Source organism: Bacillus sp. SG20033 (genome assembly GCF_044570195.1).
Lineage (GTDB): Bacteria > Bacillota > Bacilli > Bacillales > Bacillaceae > Bacillus > Bacillus subtilis.
In genome coordinates, this window is sequence record NZ_CP172606.1 from 1339331 (window position 1) to 1353711 (window position 14381).

General features: G+C 40.1%; 15 protein-coding genes. 7 read left to right on the forward strand and 8 right to left on the reverse strand.

Features of this window, described 5'->3' with window-relative positions; genetic code table 11:
* Positions 1-178: 178 nt before the first annotated feature.
* Positions 179-934 (forward strand): SDR family oxidoreductase, encoded by a 756-nt coding sequence (locus ACFVP7_RS07130; RefSeq protein WP_015715693.1) that lies wholly within the window; start codon positions 179-181, stop codon positions 932-934.
* Between the two features lie 159 nt (positions 935-1093).
* On the opposite strand, the gene ACFVP7_RS07135 is transcribed toward ACFVP7_RS07130, so the two are convergent.
* Positions 1094-1441 (reverse strand): Ig-like domain-containing protein, encoded by a 348-nt coding sequence (locus ACFVP7_RS07135; protein WP_003232839.1) that lies wholly within the window; start codon positions 1439-1441, stop codon positions 1094-1096.
* A 561-nt stretch (positions 1442-2002) separates the two neighbouring features.
* On the opposite strand from ACFVP7_RS07135, the gene manR reads away from it, so the two are divergent.
* The 4 genes from manR (at position 2003) to ACFVP7_RS07155 (ending at position 7651) form a co-directional block, all read left to right on the forward strand.
* Entirely contained in the window at positions 2003-3949 is a 1947-nt protein-coding gene (gene manR / locus ACFVP7_RS07140) for a mannose transport/utilization transcriptional regulator ManR (protein WP_338733298.1), read from the forward strand.
* Positions 3950-4096: 147 nt separating this feature from the next.
* On the forward strand, positions 4097-6037 hold the full coding sequence (manP, locus tag ACFVP7_RS07145) for a PTS mannose transporter subunit IIABC (RefSeq protein WP_338733299.1): 1941 nt from the start codon (positions 4097-4099) through the stop codon (positions 6035-6037).
* A gap of 14 nt (positions 6038-6051) precedes the next feature.
* The gene (gene manA / locus ACFVP7_RS07150; RefSeq protein ID WP_125121310.1) at positions 6052-6999 is read left to right on the forward strand and encodes a mannose-6-phosphate isomerase, class I; all 948 of its coding nucleotides are present in this window, start codon (positions 6052-6054) and stop codon (positions 6997-6999) included.
* A gap of 169 nt (positions 7000-7168) precedes the next feature.
* Positions 7169-7651: a YjdF family protein gene (locus tag ACFVP7_RS07155; RefSeq protein WP_130572237.1), complete on the forward strand. Its 483-nt coding sequence runs from the start codon at positions 7169-7171 to the stop codon at positions 7649-7651.
* 45 nt (positions 7652-7696) lie between these two features.
* Here ACFVP7_RS07155 and ACFVP7_RS07160 read toward each other — a convergent pair whose 3' ends face one another.
* Together ACFVP7_RS07160 and ACFVP7_RS07165 are read right to left on the reverse strand one after the other, a co-directional pair.
* On the reverse strand, positions 7697-8203 hold the full coding sequence (locus ACFVP7_RS07160; RefSeq protein WP_338733300.1) for a GNAT family N-acetyltransferase: 507 nt from the start codon (positions 8201-8203) through the stop codon (positions 7697-7699).
* Between the two features lie 218 nt (positions 8204-8421).
* Complete coding sequence (locus ACFVP7_RS07165) at positions 8422-8817, reverse strand: hypothetical protein (RefSeq protein ID WP_009967031.1); 396 nt, start codon at positions 8815-8817, stop codon at positions 8422-8424.
* A gap of 228 nt (positions 8818-9045) precedes the next feature.
* Here ACFVP7_RS07165 and ybaK point away from each other — a divergent pair, with 228 nt between their 5' ends.
* A complete protein-coding gene (gene ybaK / locus ACFVP7_RS07170) occupies positions 9046-9525 on the forward strand; it encodes a Cys-tRNA(Pro) deacylase (protein ID WP_338733302.1) in 480 nt (159 codons plus the stop codon).
* A gap of 40 nt (positions 9526-9565) precedes the next feature.
* Here the strand turns inward: ybaK and ACFVP7_RS07175 are convergent, their stop codons facing one another.
* The 4 genes from ACFVP7_RS07175 to cotT form a co-directional block, all read right to left on the reverse strand.
* Positions 9566-9760, reverse strand: coding sequence for a DUF4177 domain-containing protein (locus ACFVP7_RS07175; protein ID WP_003232825.1), 195 nt, complete (start codon positions 9758-9760; stop codon positions 9566-9568).
* Between the two features lie 131 nt (positions 9761-9891).
* A complete protein-coding gene (locus ACFVP7_RS07180) occupies positions 9892-10221 on the reverse strand; it encodes a YjdJ family protein (protein WP_338733304.1) in 330 nt (109 codons plus the stop codon).
* A gap of 617 nt (positions 10222-10838) precedes the next feature.
* Positions 10839-11828, reverse strand: a complete 990-nt coding sequence (gene cyoE, locus ACFVP7_RS07185; RefSeq protein ID WP_338733306.1) for a heme o synthase — start codon at positions 11826-11828, stop codon at positions 10839-10841.
* Positions 11829-11950: 122 nt separating this feature from the next.
* Positions 11951-12187, reverse strand: coding sequence for a spore coat protein CotT (cotT, locus tag ACFVP7_RS07190; protein WP_021479507.1), 237 nt, complete (start codon positions 12185-12187; stop codon positions 11951-11953).
* Between the two features lie 253 nt (positions 12188-12440).
* On the opposite strand from cotT, the gene pdaC reads away from it, so the two are divergent.
* The gene (pdaC, locus tag ACFVP7_RS07195; protein ID WP_026113742.1) at positions 12441-13844 is read left to right on the forward strand and encodes a peptidoglycan-N-acetylmuramic acid deacetylase PdaC; all 1404 of its coding nucleotides are present in this window, start codon (positions 12441-12443) and stop codon (positions 13842-13844) included.
* Between the two features lie 39 nt (positions 13845-13883).
* Here pdaC and ACFVP7_RS07200 read toward each other — a convergent pair whose 3' ends face one another.
* Positions 13884-14357: a YjfA family protein gene (locus tag ACFVP7_RS07200; RefSeq protein ID WP_014663593.1), complete on the reverse strand. Its 474-nt coding sequence runs from the start codon at positions 14355-14357 to the stop codon at positions 13884-13886.
* Positions 14358-14381: the final 24 nt, after the last annotated feature.

Sequence of the window (14381 nt, forward strand, 5' to 3'; positions counted from 1 at the left end):
TAAATTGTTGTCCAACTCTTATTTTTTCTATTTAATATTTTTTGAGACGAAAATGTTTTTTTAAGTTGATTTTAAAATGTATTCAAAGTCAGCTCTGTTTGATTTAATGGATTATATTCTTTGGATAGCTTGTTACCATCATAATGGAGATACTCCGTATAAATTGGAGGTTAAAATAATGAGTCATTCTCAAGAAAAAATCGCACTAATTACAGGAGCAAGCAGTCAAGGGGATATTGGTACGGCTATTTGTCGTAAGTTAGCCTCACAGGGTATACATATCTTCTTTACTCACTGGAACTCTGATGCGGCCTGGATAGAAGAATTTCAACAAGAAATTTTACGTATGGGTGTGCGCTGTGAGGCAATGAAAATTGATTTATCAGATGCACATGCTGCATTCACAATACATGAAAAAATTTCAGATAAATTAGGATATCCTTCCATCCTTATTAATAATGCAGCTCATTCCGCAAGTGATAATTATGTATCGTTAGATGCTAAATCACTTGATGATCATTATGCGGTTAATATGAGATCAAATTTTCTTCTTTGTGTTGAATTCGCCCGTCGGTTTAAAAAGTCTAATTTAATATCAGGAAGAATCATCAATATGACATCAGGGCAGGATTTAGGTCCTTTGCCTGGGGAGTTAGCGTATGCAGCTACTAAAGGAGCTATTTCTGCCTTTACTAGGTCGTTATCACAAGAACTTGCACCATTGGGCATCACTGTTAACGCTGTAAACCCGGGTCCAACAGATTCTACATGGATGACAGATGAAATAAGAAATTTTCTTTCACCTAAATTTCCAATGGGGCGTATTGGCACACCAGATGATGCAGCACGAATGATTGCTTTTCTTGCAAGTGATGAGGCTGAATGGATAACGGGACAAATTATTCATTCAGAAGGTGGATTTATTCGGGGCTAAGCTACTGAAACACAATATACACCAATGTATGAGGTATTCCCAAAACTAAATCTAAACTTGAAGCGCAATTGAAATAAAATAAGGTCCCTTCTCTTTTTAGAGGGGGACCTTATTTTATTCATGCATGTTTTGCATCCAGAAAATCTGGCGGATAAGAGATTAATAAACCGTTACATATACTTTTCCGAATACTGCAGTACCTTTAAACAAAGTAATCGTGGCTTTCCCTTTTGATTTAGCCGTCACTAAACCATTTTGATCGACTTCAGCAACTTTTTGGTTATCAGTCCAATAACGAGTAGCTGAATTATTTTTAACAGAATAGGTTTCTCCAACTTTTAGAGGTAAATTATAGTCTTGAATCTTGATAACATGTGTAGGTGAAATAGAAATGTTCTTTACTTCAGTAGGTGTGGAGTTTATTTCATGAGCTGAAGCTACCCCGCTGACCGACAGAGCTAACGCAGAAATCGATAAAGCAGAAACAACAGTTTTTTTGAAATTCATTTTGAAACACTCCTTTAAAGTTTTTTGTCTTGCACTATAACAATTCAATAAAAGTAATTATTTTCCTTGTAAATAAATGTTAATAATATGTGAACGATCAATTGATTTGAGCTAAGACTATTGTGTGCTCTGCACAGAGTTTGTATTTATGATGGAAAATTGCTGAGAGAGAATGGCCATCCTTAAAATGTTAATAGCACACATTTGATGGTTATTAGTTTGTTGAGCGTGTGGGAATTTTGTTACCTGCACTTTATCCCCGAAGATACCAAATCACTTTTCTTCATCATGTTCTTACTTTCGTACTCATACATTAGAAAATCTTCGTTCTAAATAAGTGAAGAATTGGAGTATTTTTATGAATTTCTGCTGAATAACGATAAAAAATACATTACATAGCAAACTCAAAGAATATAAAAATCGCATTTTTCCGGAAGCTTCGGTAAAAAACGAAACTTTTGTCTCTATGATTTTATTTTATAATGTAAACGGTTTCTTATATAGTATACTTATACTATCAATTTGCTCAAGTAGATACTGACAGGAAGGATAGAAAAACAGATGGAATACATAAATTCAAGACAAAAAGAGATTTTGTATCTGTTGTTATCTGAACCTGATGACTATTTAGTTGTGCAAGATTTCGCAGATAGGGTACAGTGTTCTGAAAAAACAATCCGGAATGATTTGAAAGTGATCGAGGATTATCTCAATGAGCATTCTCATGCACAGCTTATTCGAAAACCAGGGTTGGGCGTTTATTTACATATAGAAGAACAGGAAAGGACCTGGCTAAGCCAACAATTACATACTGAACATTTTTCTTCTAGGCAGCGGAGCGATGAAGAAAGAATGCTGCACATTGCTTATGACTTATTAATGAATCCGAAGCCTGTTTCCGCAAAAGACATTGCCGCTCGGCATTTTGTCAATCGATCTTCCATTAAAAAGGATTTATACGCAGTAGAAGAGTGGCTGAAGCGTTTTGATCTCACACTGGTTTCTAGGCAGCGGCTTGGATTAAAGGTTGAAGGGAACGAAAGAAATAAAAGAAAGGCATTGGCAAGAATATCTGATTTGATCCACAATACAGCGTTTACCAGCCAATTTATTAAAAGTAAGTTTTTACATTATGAAGTAGACTTTGTGACGAAAGAAATCAAATCATTGCAAAAAAAGCATTCCCTCTATTTCACAGACGAAACGTTTGAAAGTTTGCTGCTGCATACATTGTTAATGGTCCGCCGCATCAAAATGAAGCAGCCGATTTCATTGTCCCCAAAAGAAATGGCGGCAGTAAAAAAGAAGAAAGAATATCAATGGACATTTGCTTGTTTACAACGGCTCGAACCGGTTTTTGCAATCCGCTTTCCTGAAGAAGAAGCCGTGTACTTAACATTACATATATTGGGCGGTAAAGTTCGTTATCCATTGCAAACAGAAGAGAACTTTGAAAATGCTGTGCTTCCTAAGGTTGTAGGGCATTTAATCAATCGTGTTTCAGAGCTGAAAATGATGGATTTTCATAAGGATCAGGATTTGATCAATGGTTTGAACATTCATCTCAATACTGTGCTACAACGGCTGAGCTACGATCTTTCTGTAGCAAATCCTATGCTCAATGACATCAAAAAGATGTACCCTTATTTGTTCCACCTCATCATTGATGTTTTGGAAGATATCAATCAAACTTTTGATCTTCATATTCCTGAGGAAGAGGCAGCATATTTGACATTGCATTTTCAGGCAGCGATCGAACGGATGCAGTGCAGCAGCGAGACACATAAAAAGGCGATTATCGTCTGCCACATGGGGATTGGGATGTCACAATTGCTGCGGACAAAAATTGAACGGAAATGTCATCAAATCGCTGTAATGGCCTGTATTGCAAAGGCCGATTTAAAGGATTATATCAAAAAGCATGAGGATATTGATCTTGTCATATCCACCATTGCGCTGGAGAATATAACGGTTCCCCATATTGTTGTGTCTCCGCTTTTAGAGCCTGGCGAGGAGAAGAAATTAAGTGCGTTTATACGTCAGCTGGGCGAATCACACCGCCAAAAACAAAAAACGTTTCAAATGCTGAACAATACGACTCCTTTTTTGGTTTTTTTGCAGCAGGAGGCGGAGCATCGCTACAAGTTAATCGAACAGCTGGCGACAGCTTTGTTTGAGAAAGGCTATGTTGATAAGGACTATGCGGTTCATGCGGTGATGAGGGAAAAAATGTCGGCGACAAATATTGGATCAGGCATTGCCATTCCTCATGCAAACGCTAAATTTATTAAACAATCAGCAATCGCGATTGCCACATTAAAGGAGCCGCTTGAATGGGGAAATGAAAAAGTTTCGCTCGTTTTTATGCTGGCTGTCAAACACGAGGATAAAACCATGACAAAGCAGCTGTTTAGCGAGCTTTCATATCTTAGCGAGCAGCCGGCCTTCGTCCAGAAGCTGACGAAAGAAGCCAATGTCATGACATTTTTATCTCATTTGGATTATTAAAAGCAGGGATTATTCCTTGCTTTTTTTTGTTATAGGGAAAAATGCCTTTATTACCGGAACCTATGGTAAAAAAAGCGATTTTATTGAGCTGATTTCGGTATACAGTTGAGACAAGATCTTATTATTCACACTTTAAGGAGGTTTCCTATGAAACTGTTAGCGATTACATCTTGTCCGAACGGAATCGCCCATACTTATATGGCAGCGGAAAATCTGCAAAAAGCTGCTGATAGACTGGGCGTTAGCATCAAAGTTGAGACCCAGGGGGGAATTGGTGTCGAAAATAAGCTAACCGAAGAGGAAATTCGCGAAGCGGACGCAATCATTATTGCTGCAGACCGCTCGGTAAACAAAGACCGGTTTATAGGCAAAAAACTGCTGTCTGTAGGGGTACAGGACGGCATCCGCAAACCGGAAGAATTGATTCAAAAAGCTCTTAACGGGGATATGCCGGTCTATCGTTCCGCTACAAAATCGGAATCCGGCAATCATCAGGAGAAGAAACAAAATCCAATTTACCGTCATTTAATGAACGGCGTTTCATTTATGGTTCCTTTCATTGTCGTCGGCGGATTATTGATAGCGGTTGCATTAACGCTTGGAGGGGAGAAAACACCTAAAGGCTTAGTTATCCCGGATGATTCCTTCTGGAAAACGATTGAACAGATCGGCAGTGCTTCATTTTCATTTATGATTCCGATTTTAGCCGGCTATATCGCCTATAGCATCGCTGATAAACCGGGACTTGTGCCAGGGATGATCGGCGGTTATATTGCGGCGACTGGAAGTTTTTATGACAGCGCAAGCGGCGCCGGATTCCTCGGGGGGATTATTGCCGGGTTTTTGGCCGGATACGCGGCACTTTGGATCAAAAAATTAAAAGTTCCAAAAGCAATCCAACCGATTATGCCGATTATTATTATTCCGGTGTTTGCATCACTGATTGTAGGTTTAGCGTTTGTGTTTTTGATCGGCGCGCCTGTAGCTCAAATTTTCGCCTCTTTAACAGTTTGGCTGGCGGGGATGAAAGGGTCGAGCTCGATCCTTCTGGCATTGATTTTAGGGGCGATGATCTCATTTGATATGGGCGGTCCCGTAAATAAGGTGGCGTTTCTGTTTGGATCGGCAATGATTGGAGAAGGAAATTATGAAATTATGGGACCAATTGCTGTCGCCATTTGTATCCCCCCGATTGGCCTTGGCATTGCGACGTTTTTAGGAAAAAGAAAATTCGAGGCATCTCAAAGAGAAATGGGGAAAGCGGCATTTACGATGGGACTCTTCGGCATTACTGAAGGAGCGATTCCATTTGCGGCGCAGGACCCTCTGCGCGTCATTCCAAGTATTATGGCAGGCTCAATGACAGGTTCTGTGATAGCGATGATTGGCAATGTGGGAGACAGAGTGGCGCACGGCGGACCTATCGTTGCAGTGCTTGGCGCAGTTGATCATGTCTTGATGTTTTTTATTGCTGTGATTGCAGGATCTCTTGTCACTGCTCTGTTCGTCAATGTACTAAAAAAGGATATTACGGCGCCTCCTGTGCTCAGTGAAACTGCACCAAGTGAAGCTGCGGCAGCAAATGAAATAAAGCAGCCAATTCAAAGCCAAAAAGCTGAGATGTCGGAATTTAAAAAACTGACAGACATTATCAGCCCGGAATTAATTGAACCAAATTTATCGGGGGAAACGAGGGATGACATCATAGATGAATTGATTCAGAAATTGTCCCGAAGAGGTGCGCTGCTTTCAGAGAGCGGGTTTAAACAAGCCATTTTGAATCGTGAACAACAGGGAACAACGGCGATTGGCATGAATATCGCGATTCCGCACGGAAAGTCTGAGGCGGTCAGGGAGCCGAGTGTTGCCTTTGGGATCAAACGATCAGGTGTTAATTGGAATAGCCTGGATGGATCAGAAGCTAAATTAATCTTTATGATTGCTGTACCGAAAGAGAGCAGGGGAAACCAGCATCTCAAAATACTGCAGATGCTATCTCGAAAGCTAATGGATGACAATTATAGGGAGCGGCTGCTCTCCGTGCAAACAACAGAAGAAGCCTACAAGCTGCTAGAAGAAATCGAATAAAGCGGGGGATTTTCATGACGACTGAACCGTTATTTTTCAAGCCTGTTTTCAAAGAAAGAATTTGGGGCGGGACCGCTTTAGCTGATTTTGGCTATACCATTCCGTCACAACGAACAGGGGAGTGCTGGGCTTTTGCCGCGCATCAAAATGGTCAAAGCGTTGTTCAAAACGGAATGTATAAGGGGTTCACGCTCAGCGAATTATGGGAACATCACAGACATTTATTCGGACAGCTTGAAGGGGATCGTTTCCCTCTGCTTACAAAAATATTAGATGCTGACCAGGACTTATCTGTTCAGGTGCATCCGAATGATGAATATGCCAACATACATGAAAACGGTGAGCTTGGAAAAACAGAATGCTGGTACATTATTGATTGCCAAAAAGATGCCGAGATTATTTATGGCCACAATGCAACAACAAAGGAAGAACTAACTACCATGATAGAGCGTGGAGAATGGGATGAGCTCTTGCGCCGTGTAAAGGTAAAGCCGGGGGATTTTTTCTATGTGCCAAGCGGTACTGTTCATGCGATTGGAAAAGGAATTCTTGCTTTAGAGACGCAGCAGAACTCAGACACAACCTACAGATTATATGATTATGATCGAAAAGATGCAGAAGGCAAGCTGCGCGAGCTTCATCTGAAAAAGAGCATCGAAGTGATAGAAGTCCCGTCTATTCCAGAGCGGCATACAGTTCACCATGAACAAATCGAGGATTTGCTTACAACGACATTAGTTGAATGCGCTTACTTTTCGGTGGGGAAATGGAACTTATCAGGATCAGCAAGCTTAAAGCAGCAAAAACCATTCCTTCTTATCAGTGTGATTGAAGGGGAGGGCCGTATGATCTCTGGTGAGTATGTCTATCCCTTCAAAAAAGGAGATCATATGTTGCTGCCTCACGGTCTTGGAGAATTTAAACTCGAAGGATATGCAGAATGTATCGTCTCCCATCTGTAACATGGCAGGGCTTGAGAAATAAATTTGCGAGTGAAGACGCCTATTCTCCAGCGATGATCTAAATCAAATATGAGTTTAATAGTCGGAGAAGAAATGCTACACTCTTTTCTGTATATGGTAAAGAATGAAAAAACACGATTCGGTTGGTAGTCCGGATGCATGATTGATCATGTCAGTAACCTTCCCCTCCTCGGGATGTCCATCATTCTTTAATATCTTTTATGAGGAGGGAATCGTTATGAAATTAACGGTTTACTATGATGGTCAGTTTTGGGTAGGCGTTGTTGAAGTTGTCAACAATGGAAAGCTAAGAGCCTTTCGTCATCTTTTTGGCACAGAGCCGAGGGATTCTGAAGTATTAGAGTTTGTTCATAACCAACTTTTGAATATGATGGTCCAAGCTGAGCAGGAAGGAGTTCGTTTACAAGGCAGACGTCAAAAAAAGATCAATCCAAAAAGATTGCAGCGCCAGGTTTCAAAAGAGTTGAAAAACGCCGGAGTAACTTCTAAAGCTCAAGAGGCGATAAAGCTAGAGCTTGAAGCAAGAAAGCAAAAGAAAAAACAAATAACGAAAGAACAACAAGAATATGTAAAAGAGCAAAGGTATATGCTCAAAAAGCAAAAAGCGAAAAAGAAGCACAGAGGTAAATAATCCAAACAAACGCAGGCGCAGTGCCTGCGTTTGTAATCAAGGACTCTACTCTGTAACGTATATCCAATGCATATAATCCGCTGATTTATGATCCAATATAAACCCTAACTTCTCCAAGGTTTTTTGTGAGCCTAGATTATCATGTTCGCATCTTGCGGTGATCCGGTTTACTGTTTCTTGGCTTAATGCCCAGTTTATTAGTTTTTGGGCGGCTTCCACACAATAACCTTTGCGGCGATGACTTTTATTTGTTGCAAAACCGATTTCAATCATGCCATTTTCGTCTGGGTCACCTAAAAATCCAGTTCCCCCAACAATTTCATGACTGTCCTTCTTTACAATAATCCATGAATCAAATCCTTTTGTTCCATTGTTTTTGACTAAAATCTCGCGGAAATAAGGTATCGCTTCAAAAAAATCAGAATTTGGCCATTCACCATTTGTTTCATAACCTAAGTCTTTGATAGCCTGATGATCTTGTTTAGACGCGGCGTCAAGAAGGGGAATATCAATCGTTTTTAAACGTAATCGATTCGTTTCAAGGAGAACCATATATCTAATCCTCTTTTCTTTTTACTGGGAATAATGATAACATATAACAATTTTCTCTGATACCTTGGCAGTAGAGAAAGATGAAAAAATTGAGGGGGATTGAAAGAGTGACAGGTGAGAGTTTGCCCAGCCCAAAAACGGGTAGGAAAATGCTGATGTTAATGTGTCCCTACCCGTTTTTCTGTTCCTGAATGCAGGGTTTCTGATAACATGTTGTGCTACCTTTTCGCAATCAAATAAAGCGATATGGCTCTTTGGGTTTGCACAGGATTATGAATGATAATGACCCATTGGTTTCTTCGTCTTGGAAAGCTTGCTACCGCATACAATGGAGCAGTATCGCGCGGAGTGAACCCACCATTTATCACGTTGATATCTCTTCCTTCTAGATGACAAACTAAGTATTCACCTGGATTGATGACCTGTTGGTTCGTCCATGCGTAAGAATAAAAGCCGTCTCCAAGATCTTCGGTGGAAGATGGGGGGACAAAGCCATCTACAGTCAATGTGATTTCTCTTCTTCGCTGTCTTTCTGAAAAGTCTGGACTTCTTTGAGGGTTATGAGTATGTGAAAAGTAAGGAATTAACGCAGGGCCATAAAAGTAATGATACAAAGCAACCACTCCTTTATTTTCCATTCATACAAATTGTATGTGGGAGTTATTTGTTCATTCCTGTTTTGTTCCATGTAGACTAATAATGGGCTATAGGCGTCCAAGGAAATCAATTTGTCCTTTCGTTGATTCAATGCTAGTAACCTTGAAAATGCAGGTTAGGATGATAGAATTTACATATTACTGCAAGAAGTTAGACATACATCATTTTGATAGTGGGTGAAAACGATGGCGAAAAAAATGGCAAAAACAAATGCGGTTCGTCTGATAGAACAGCAGAACATCTCTTATGAGTTATTAGGGTATAAAACAGACGGCCAGCCTGTAGATGGCATCTCTGTTTCGGAAAAAGTCGGTTATCCTGTGAAATATGTATATAAAACGTTGGTTGCAGCAGCAGGAACAAATCATTATTATGTCTTTGTTGTACCCGTTGCAGAAGAGTTAGATGTAAAAAAGGCAGCAAAGGTGACAGGGGAAAAGAAAATAGAAATGATTGCAATGAAGGAGCTATTAGCGGTAACTGGCTATCTTCGCGGCGGCTGCTCGCCAATTGGCATGAAAAAATTGTTCCCGACCTATATTGATGCATCTGCAGAAACGCTTGATTTTATCATTGTCAGTGCAGGGAAAATCGGTATGCAGCTAAAGTTGGCGCCACAAGATTTAGCCAAATCATGTGATGCCGCATTTGCAAAAATTGTATAGATGCAGATATAGGGGAAACGAAAAAGCTTAGTCATGTCGATTAAGCTTTTTCCGCATCCCTTTCAAATATGATTTCAAAATAAGCAGCTGCCCCATACCCATCTATACTGGGAGCGAAAATCTGAACGAATCTCCAGCCTCTTTTCGCATAATCATGGATGATTTGCTGGTAATCTTCTTTAGGCCTTCTTCTCATCGTGCTCAGCTCAACTCTTACGAATTCATATTCTTTCATCGTTTGATCCCTCCTATTAAGGTATACGCATAATTGAGCAAGAAGTTCCGAAAACCTAGGTTAAGGTCTGCCTCACTAAACACAGGAACATCTTGAAGAGTTAAGAGGCTATAAAAACGAATTTCACCGGGTCAGCAGTCCAAATGAATCTCTTGCTTATTGCATTTGACTGAGTATATAAGTAAAAAAAGAGCGGCCAGAACATATAAGAAGGAGATGATCATTAACGCACTCATAACAGGGTAGTGTTTAGCGGAATAGATGAAAAAATCAAGCTGTGAAATTTGTTTGGGGCTGCTGACGGCATCAATTCCATTTAGCAGTTTTGAGAGTTTAGCAGTATAGTTCCAATCAAATCGATCTGAAACAAGCTCGCTTCCTTGATACCAATTAACAGCAGCTAAAAACAGAAATATCATAATAGAAAATCCAAGCTGAACAACTAAAAACATTCCCTTCACTTTTGTATGACCTCCAAATCTATGAATATGGGAAAATCAAACAATATATTACCACCGTATGGGTTATTCTTGCAATTTCACTTTCATACAACTCAAACGCAAGTCTATTTTTTTGTTTGTTTTTGGCTTATAATACCTGATGATGGAAAAAGAGTGCGGGTTTATAGATTAGAGAACAAATGTATTTCTTAGCATTTTTTATTTGTGGAGAGAGTATAGAAGCATTCGATTAGATCTGCTTTTTCACAGAAACGCTTTTCATCTGTTTGCCTGAGCTTTACAATTGGCTGGCAAAAAACAATGATTTCTTTCAATCAAAACATGCAACGATGCGACATATTTTATATCTTGATGACTTATCTCATTGCCTTTAAGTCATTCTATCGAGAAAGCGATGGTATTTTATGAACAAAGAAACCCTAAAAAACATACTCATGATTTTTTCAATATGCGCAACCCTCCGAGAAACCGATGGTATGCGCATAGCTGATAGCTGGATTTTGAGTGAGATTATACGATTTTTGATTTGCATGGCTGTGTTTTTTGCCGTGACATTTCTATTAGATGCTGTTTTTCCAAACAAAAAAGAGTCACATTAATGTGTGGCTCTTTTTGCATCATCTGATTAGAAACATCATAAATGAATCGATCATCATGATGAAGAACAGCAAGCAAAAATAAATAAGCGAGTAGACAAACATATCCTTTGCCCACTTCACGTCATCGTCTGTTTTGAATCCTTTGATGCTTTTTTTGATCCATATGCCTCCGAGAACCAAGGCGGCTAAGAAATAAAATGGGCTTATATGGCCGGTGCCGAGAGAGAAAGGAAATAATAGCGTGACCGCCACCAGGACGGCAATATATTGCATCATTTTTATTTTTGTTACATAATTGCCTTTGACTACTGGCAAGAGCGGAACGCCAGCAGCGCGATATTCCTCTTTGCGTCTTATCCCAATCGCCCAAAAATGCGGCGGCTGCCACAGAAACATAATCGTGTACAACAGCACTGCTGTCATACTGAAGTCACCGGTTACGGCACAATACCCCATCAATGGCGGCGCAGCTCCTGGGAAGCTCCCGACAAATGTGCTCCACACAGACGTTCGTTTCACCCATACCGTATAGATAATCGCATAAAAAATAAAGGCGGCCAGTCCGAGAAAGGCCGTTAATGGATTGAGGGAATAAAGCATGGCAAGACCTGCGATTCCTAAAACAGAGCCATATGTTAAGATCATGGCTGGCGGCATTTTCCCTGTGACCGAGGCCCTGCTGCGAGTGCGTGCCATTTTTGCGTCCATATGCCGATCAAAATAGTTGTTATAGACAGTGCCGGAAGCCATCACAAACGCGGTTCCCAACATTGCTGTTACCATTGTCATCAAAAAAGCCAAGCCGGTTAACGTGTTTTCTGCGCTTGCAAACGCGATCCAAAATCCGCCGAAGGCTGCTATCGAGTTTGATATGATAATGCCGGGTTTTGCAAGTTTGATAAAATCGTAAATGGTTACCCGGTTCGAAGCTTTTATGTATTTTGTTTCAGATATGGCTGCAGAATCTCTTGTATTCTCCAAAAATAGACGCCTCCCCCAAAACTGCATGCTTTTGTTATCGTAACAAGAGGGGGACGGAATCACAATTATTTCCTATATTTGTCATGATATTGTCATTTTTAAAACAAAAAAATGGGGAGCTGGACTGCCCCCATTTTGATATGCGGCGACTAGTAACCGTAACCTCCGCCATAACCGCCGCCGTAACCGTGCCAAGGGTAGTAAGGCGGTCGCGGGCGCGGGTAGTAATAAGGCGGGCGCGGATAAAACGGGTAGAACGGATAATACGGTCTTGGATAATAATAAGGCGGATAAAATGGCGGTCTCGGACGCGGATAATAATAAGGCTGTCTTTCATCATAAGGGGTAATTTGTTCAAATGACTGTTCATTCAAAGGGTAATCCAAGAGGAAAACCTCCCTAGCTTTTTTTATTCCTTTTACCATATTCCTGATGCTTAAGTTGGGTGTATGTACATTCATGAAATTCGGTTTTTTTTATGATGAAATTCCTTAAAAAGGATTGACATGAACTTCTAAATCTCATAGTATTACAAATGTGAAATAAATGTTACTACAATGTTACAAAAACATTTCTAAATAGATACAGTTCCAACTGATGAAGAGTAAATCGAAATGGCTACGAAAGAAGGAGTTTTTGTTGTTGGCAAAAAGAATCAAATGGTTTCATGTATTAATAGCAGTTGTATGTGTGGTGGGCCTTATCGGCTTTTTCCATAATCATTCATTGAAAAAAGAAACGGTCATGAATAAAGTAAGAACTGATTCTCAATATGGGAATGTTGAGATCGCAACGCTTGTGAATGACGGGAAAACTTTTAATTACGCGGTTAACTATCCCGTTTTCAAAAATGAAAAAATGGATTCGGCATTAAAAAGATTCGCAGAAAAAGAGGTTCGTCAATTTCAAAAGGAAACAAAAGACGTTGACCAAGAGCATACGACAAAACGCAACGAATTAAATGTTGATTATAAAATTGTCCATTATGCCAAACAGACAGTGGCGATTATATTTAATGAATATAAATACATCGGCGGGGCACACGGGCAAACCGTGAAAAAAACGTTTAACTATGATTTTAGTAAACAAGCGTTTCTTTCCATTGATGATATTTTCAAAGAGGACGCTGACTACTTACATAAGCTTTCGTTAATCGCTTATCACGAGCTGAAAAAGAATAAGGACATTGCCGCGGACGATGCACTGTTAAAGGAAGGGACGGCTCCGAAAAAAGAAAATTTCAGCCGCTTTGCCATCAAGGAGGATTATATCGAACTTTACTTTGACACATATCAGGTTGCAGCAGGCTATCTTGGAGAGCAATCGATTGCCATTAAGAAAAGTCTTTTGAAAGACATTCTGAAAGAACAATATATTGATAAAGCAAAAAATAAAAATAAAATCAAAGAACAAAAGCCGAAGCATGAAGTGATTTCTTTACCCAAAGAGGAAACGGTTGATCCAAATCAAAAAGTCATTGCGCTTACTTTCGACGACGGCCCGAATCCTGCGACAACAAATCAGATTCTAGACTCCTTGAAGAAATATAAGGGTCATGCCACGTTTTTTGTTTTGGGGAGCAGGGTTCAATATTATCCGGAAACGCTAATAAGAATGCTGAAAGAAGGAAATGAGGTGGGGAACCATTCATGGAGCCATCCGCTTCTCACAAGGCTTTCAGTGAAAGAAGCGTTAAAGCAGATCAATGATACGCAAGACATCATTGAAAAAATAAGCGGATATCGTCCGACGCTTGTAAGACCCCCATACGGCGGCATTAATGATGAACTGCGGAGTCAAATGAAAATGGATGTTGCGTTATGGGATGTTGACCCGGAAGATTGGAAAGACCGTAACAAAAAAACAATTGTTGACCGTGTCATGAATCAGGCGGGAGATGGAAGAACCATTTTAATTCACGATATTTACCGCACCTCTGCTGATGCGGCCGATGAAATTATAAAAAAGCTCACCGATCAAGGCTATCAATTGGTGACAGTTTCTCAGCTTGAAGAGGTTAAAAAACAAAGAGAAGCGAAATAAATTAAAAAAGGCTGTCCGTACGGACAGCCTTTTTTCTATTTAATAAGAGCCTGTGGTGGCCCAAACATTTAAGTTTGGTCCTGAATACTTGCCAAAAGCGTAAGAAGTCCTTGGATCTAAATCATATACCATCGGTGTATAGCAAGACTTTTGGCCGGCCACCGCTTTTCCATTGCCGCCTGCAGAATCACAATTATATCTCTTTCCGTCCGTGTTTCGGGTAATCTCCGCATTTGCTTCAAAGCCAGACGTCAATGTATTATTCATCGTGATTTTTGCCCAAGCCGTTTTACATGTACTGCTGAATTTAAGCTCGACTACTCCGATGACTTGATTGCTGGCATTCACTAAGTTTGAGGATTTTTTTGTAGAGCCGCTGGACGCACAATCATTGTAATAAGGGCTTTTTCCATCGTAGGCATGGGTTTCCGCATTGGCGGGTACACCTTTGACGGCAAAAACAAATACTACTGCAAATAACACCAATGAAGCCTTCGTAAACAGTCTTTTCATATCCTTTATGACCTCCTTAATATG

Excerpts from the sequence above, each read along its gene's own strand:
- ACFVP7_RS07160 (WP_338733300.1), bottom strand. The coding sequence starts at position 8,203 with ATGGTTCTCCTTGAAACGAATCGATTACGTTTAAAAACGATTGATATT.
- ACFVP7_RS07155 (WP_130572237.1), top strand. The coding sequence starts at position 7,169 with ATGTCAGTAACCTTCCCCTCCTCGGGATGTCCATCATTCTTTAATATC.
- ACFVP7_RS07200 (WP_014663593.1), bottom strand. The coding sequence starts at position 14,357 with ATGAAAAGACTGTTTACGAAGGCTTCATTGGTGTTATTTGCAGTAGTA.
- ACFVP7_RS07175 (WP_003232825.1), bottom strand. The coding sequence starts at position 9,760 with ATGAAAGAATATGAATTCGTAAGAGTTGAGCTGAGCACGATGAGAAGA.
- cyoE (WP_338733306.1), bottom strand. The coding sequence starts at position 11,828 with ATGCAGTTTTGGGGGAGGCGTCTATTTTTGGAGAATACAAGAGATTCT.
- manR (WP_338733298.1), top strand. The coding sequence starts at position 2,003 with ATGGAATACATAAATTCAAGACAAAAAGAGATTTTGTATCTGTTGTTA.
- ACFVP7_RS07135 (WP_003232839.1), bottom strand. The coding sequence starts at position 1,441 with ATGAATTTCAAAAAAACTGTTGTTTCTGCTTTATCGATTTCTGCGTTA.
- manA (WP_125121310.1), top strand. The coding sequence starts at position 6,052 with ATGACGACTGAACCGTTATTTTTCAAGCCTGTTTTCAAAGAAAGAATT.
- ACFVP7_RS07130 (WP_015715693.1), top strand. The coding sequence starts at position 179 with ATGAGTCATTCTCAAGAAAAAATCGCACTAATTACAGGAGCAAGCAGT.
- manP (WP_338733299.1), top strand. The coding sequence starts at position 4,097 with ATGAAACTGTTAGCGATTACATCTTGTCCGAACGGAATCGCCCATACT.
- ybaK (WP_338733302.1), top strand. The coding sequence starts at position 9,046 with ATGGCGAAAAAAATGGCAAAAACAAATGCGGTTCGTCTGATAGAACAG.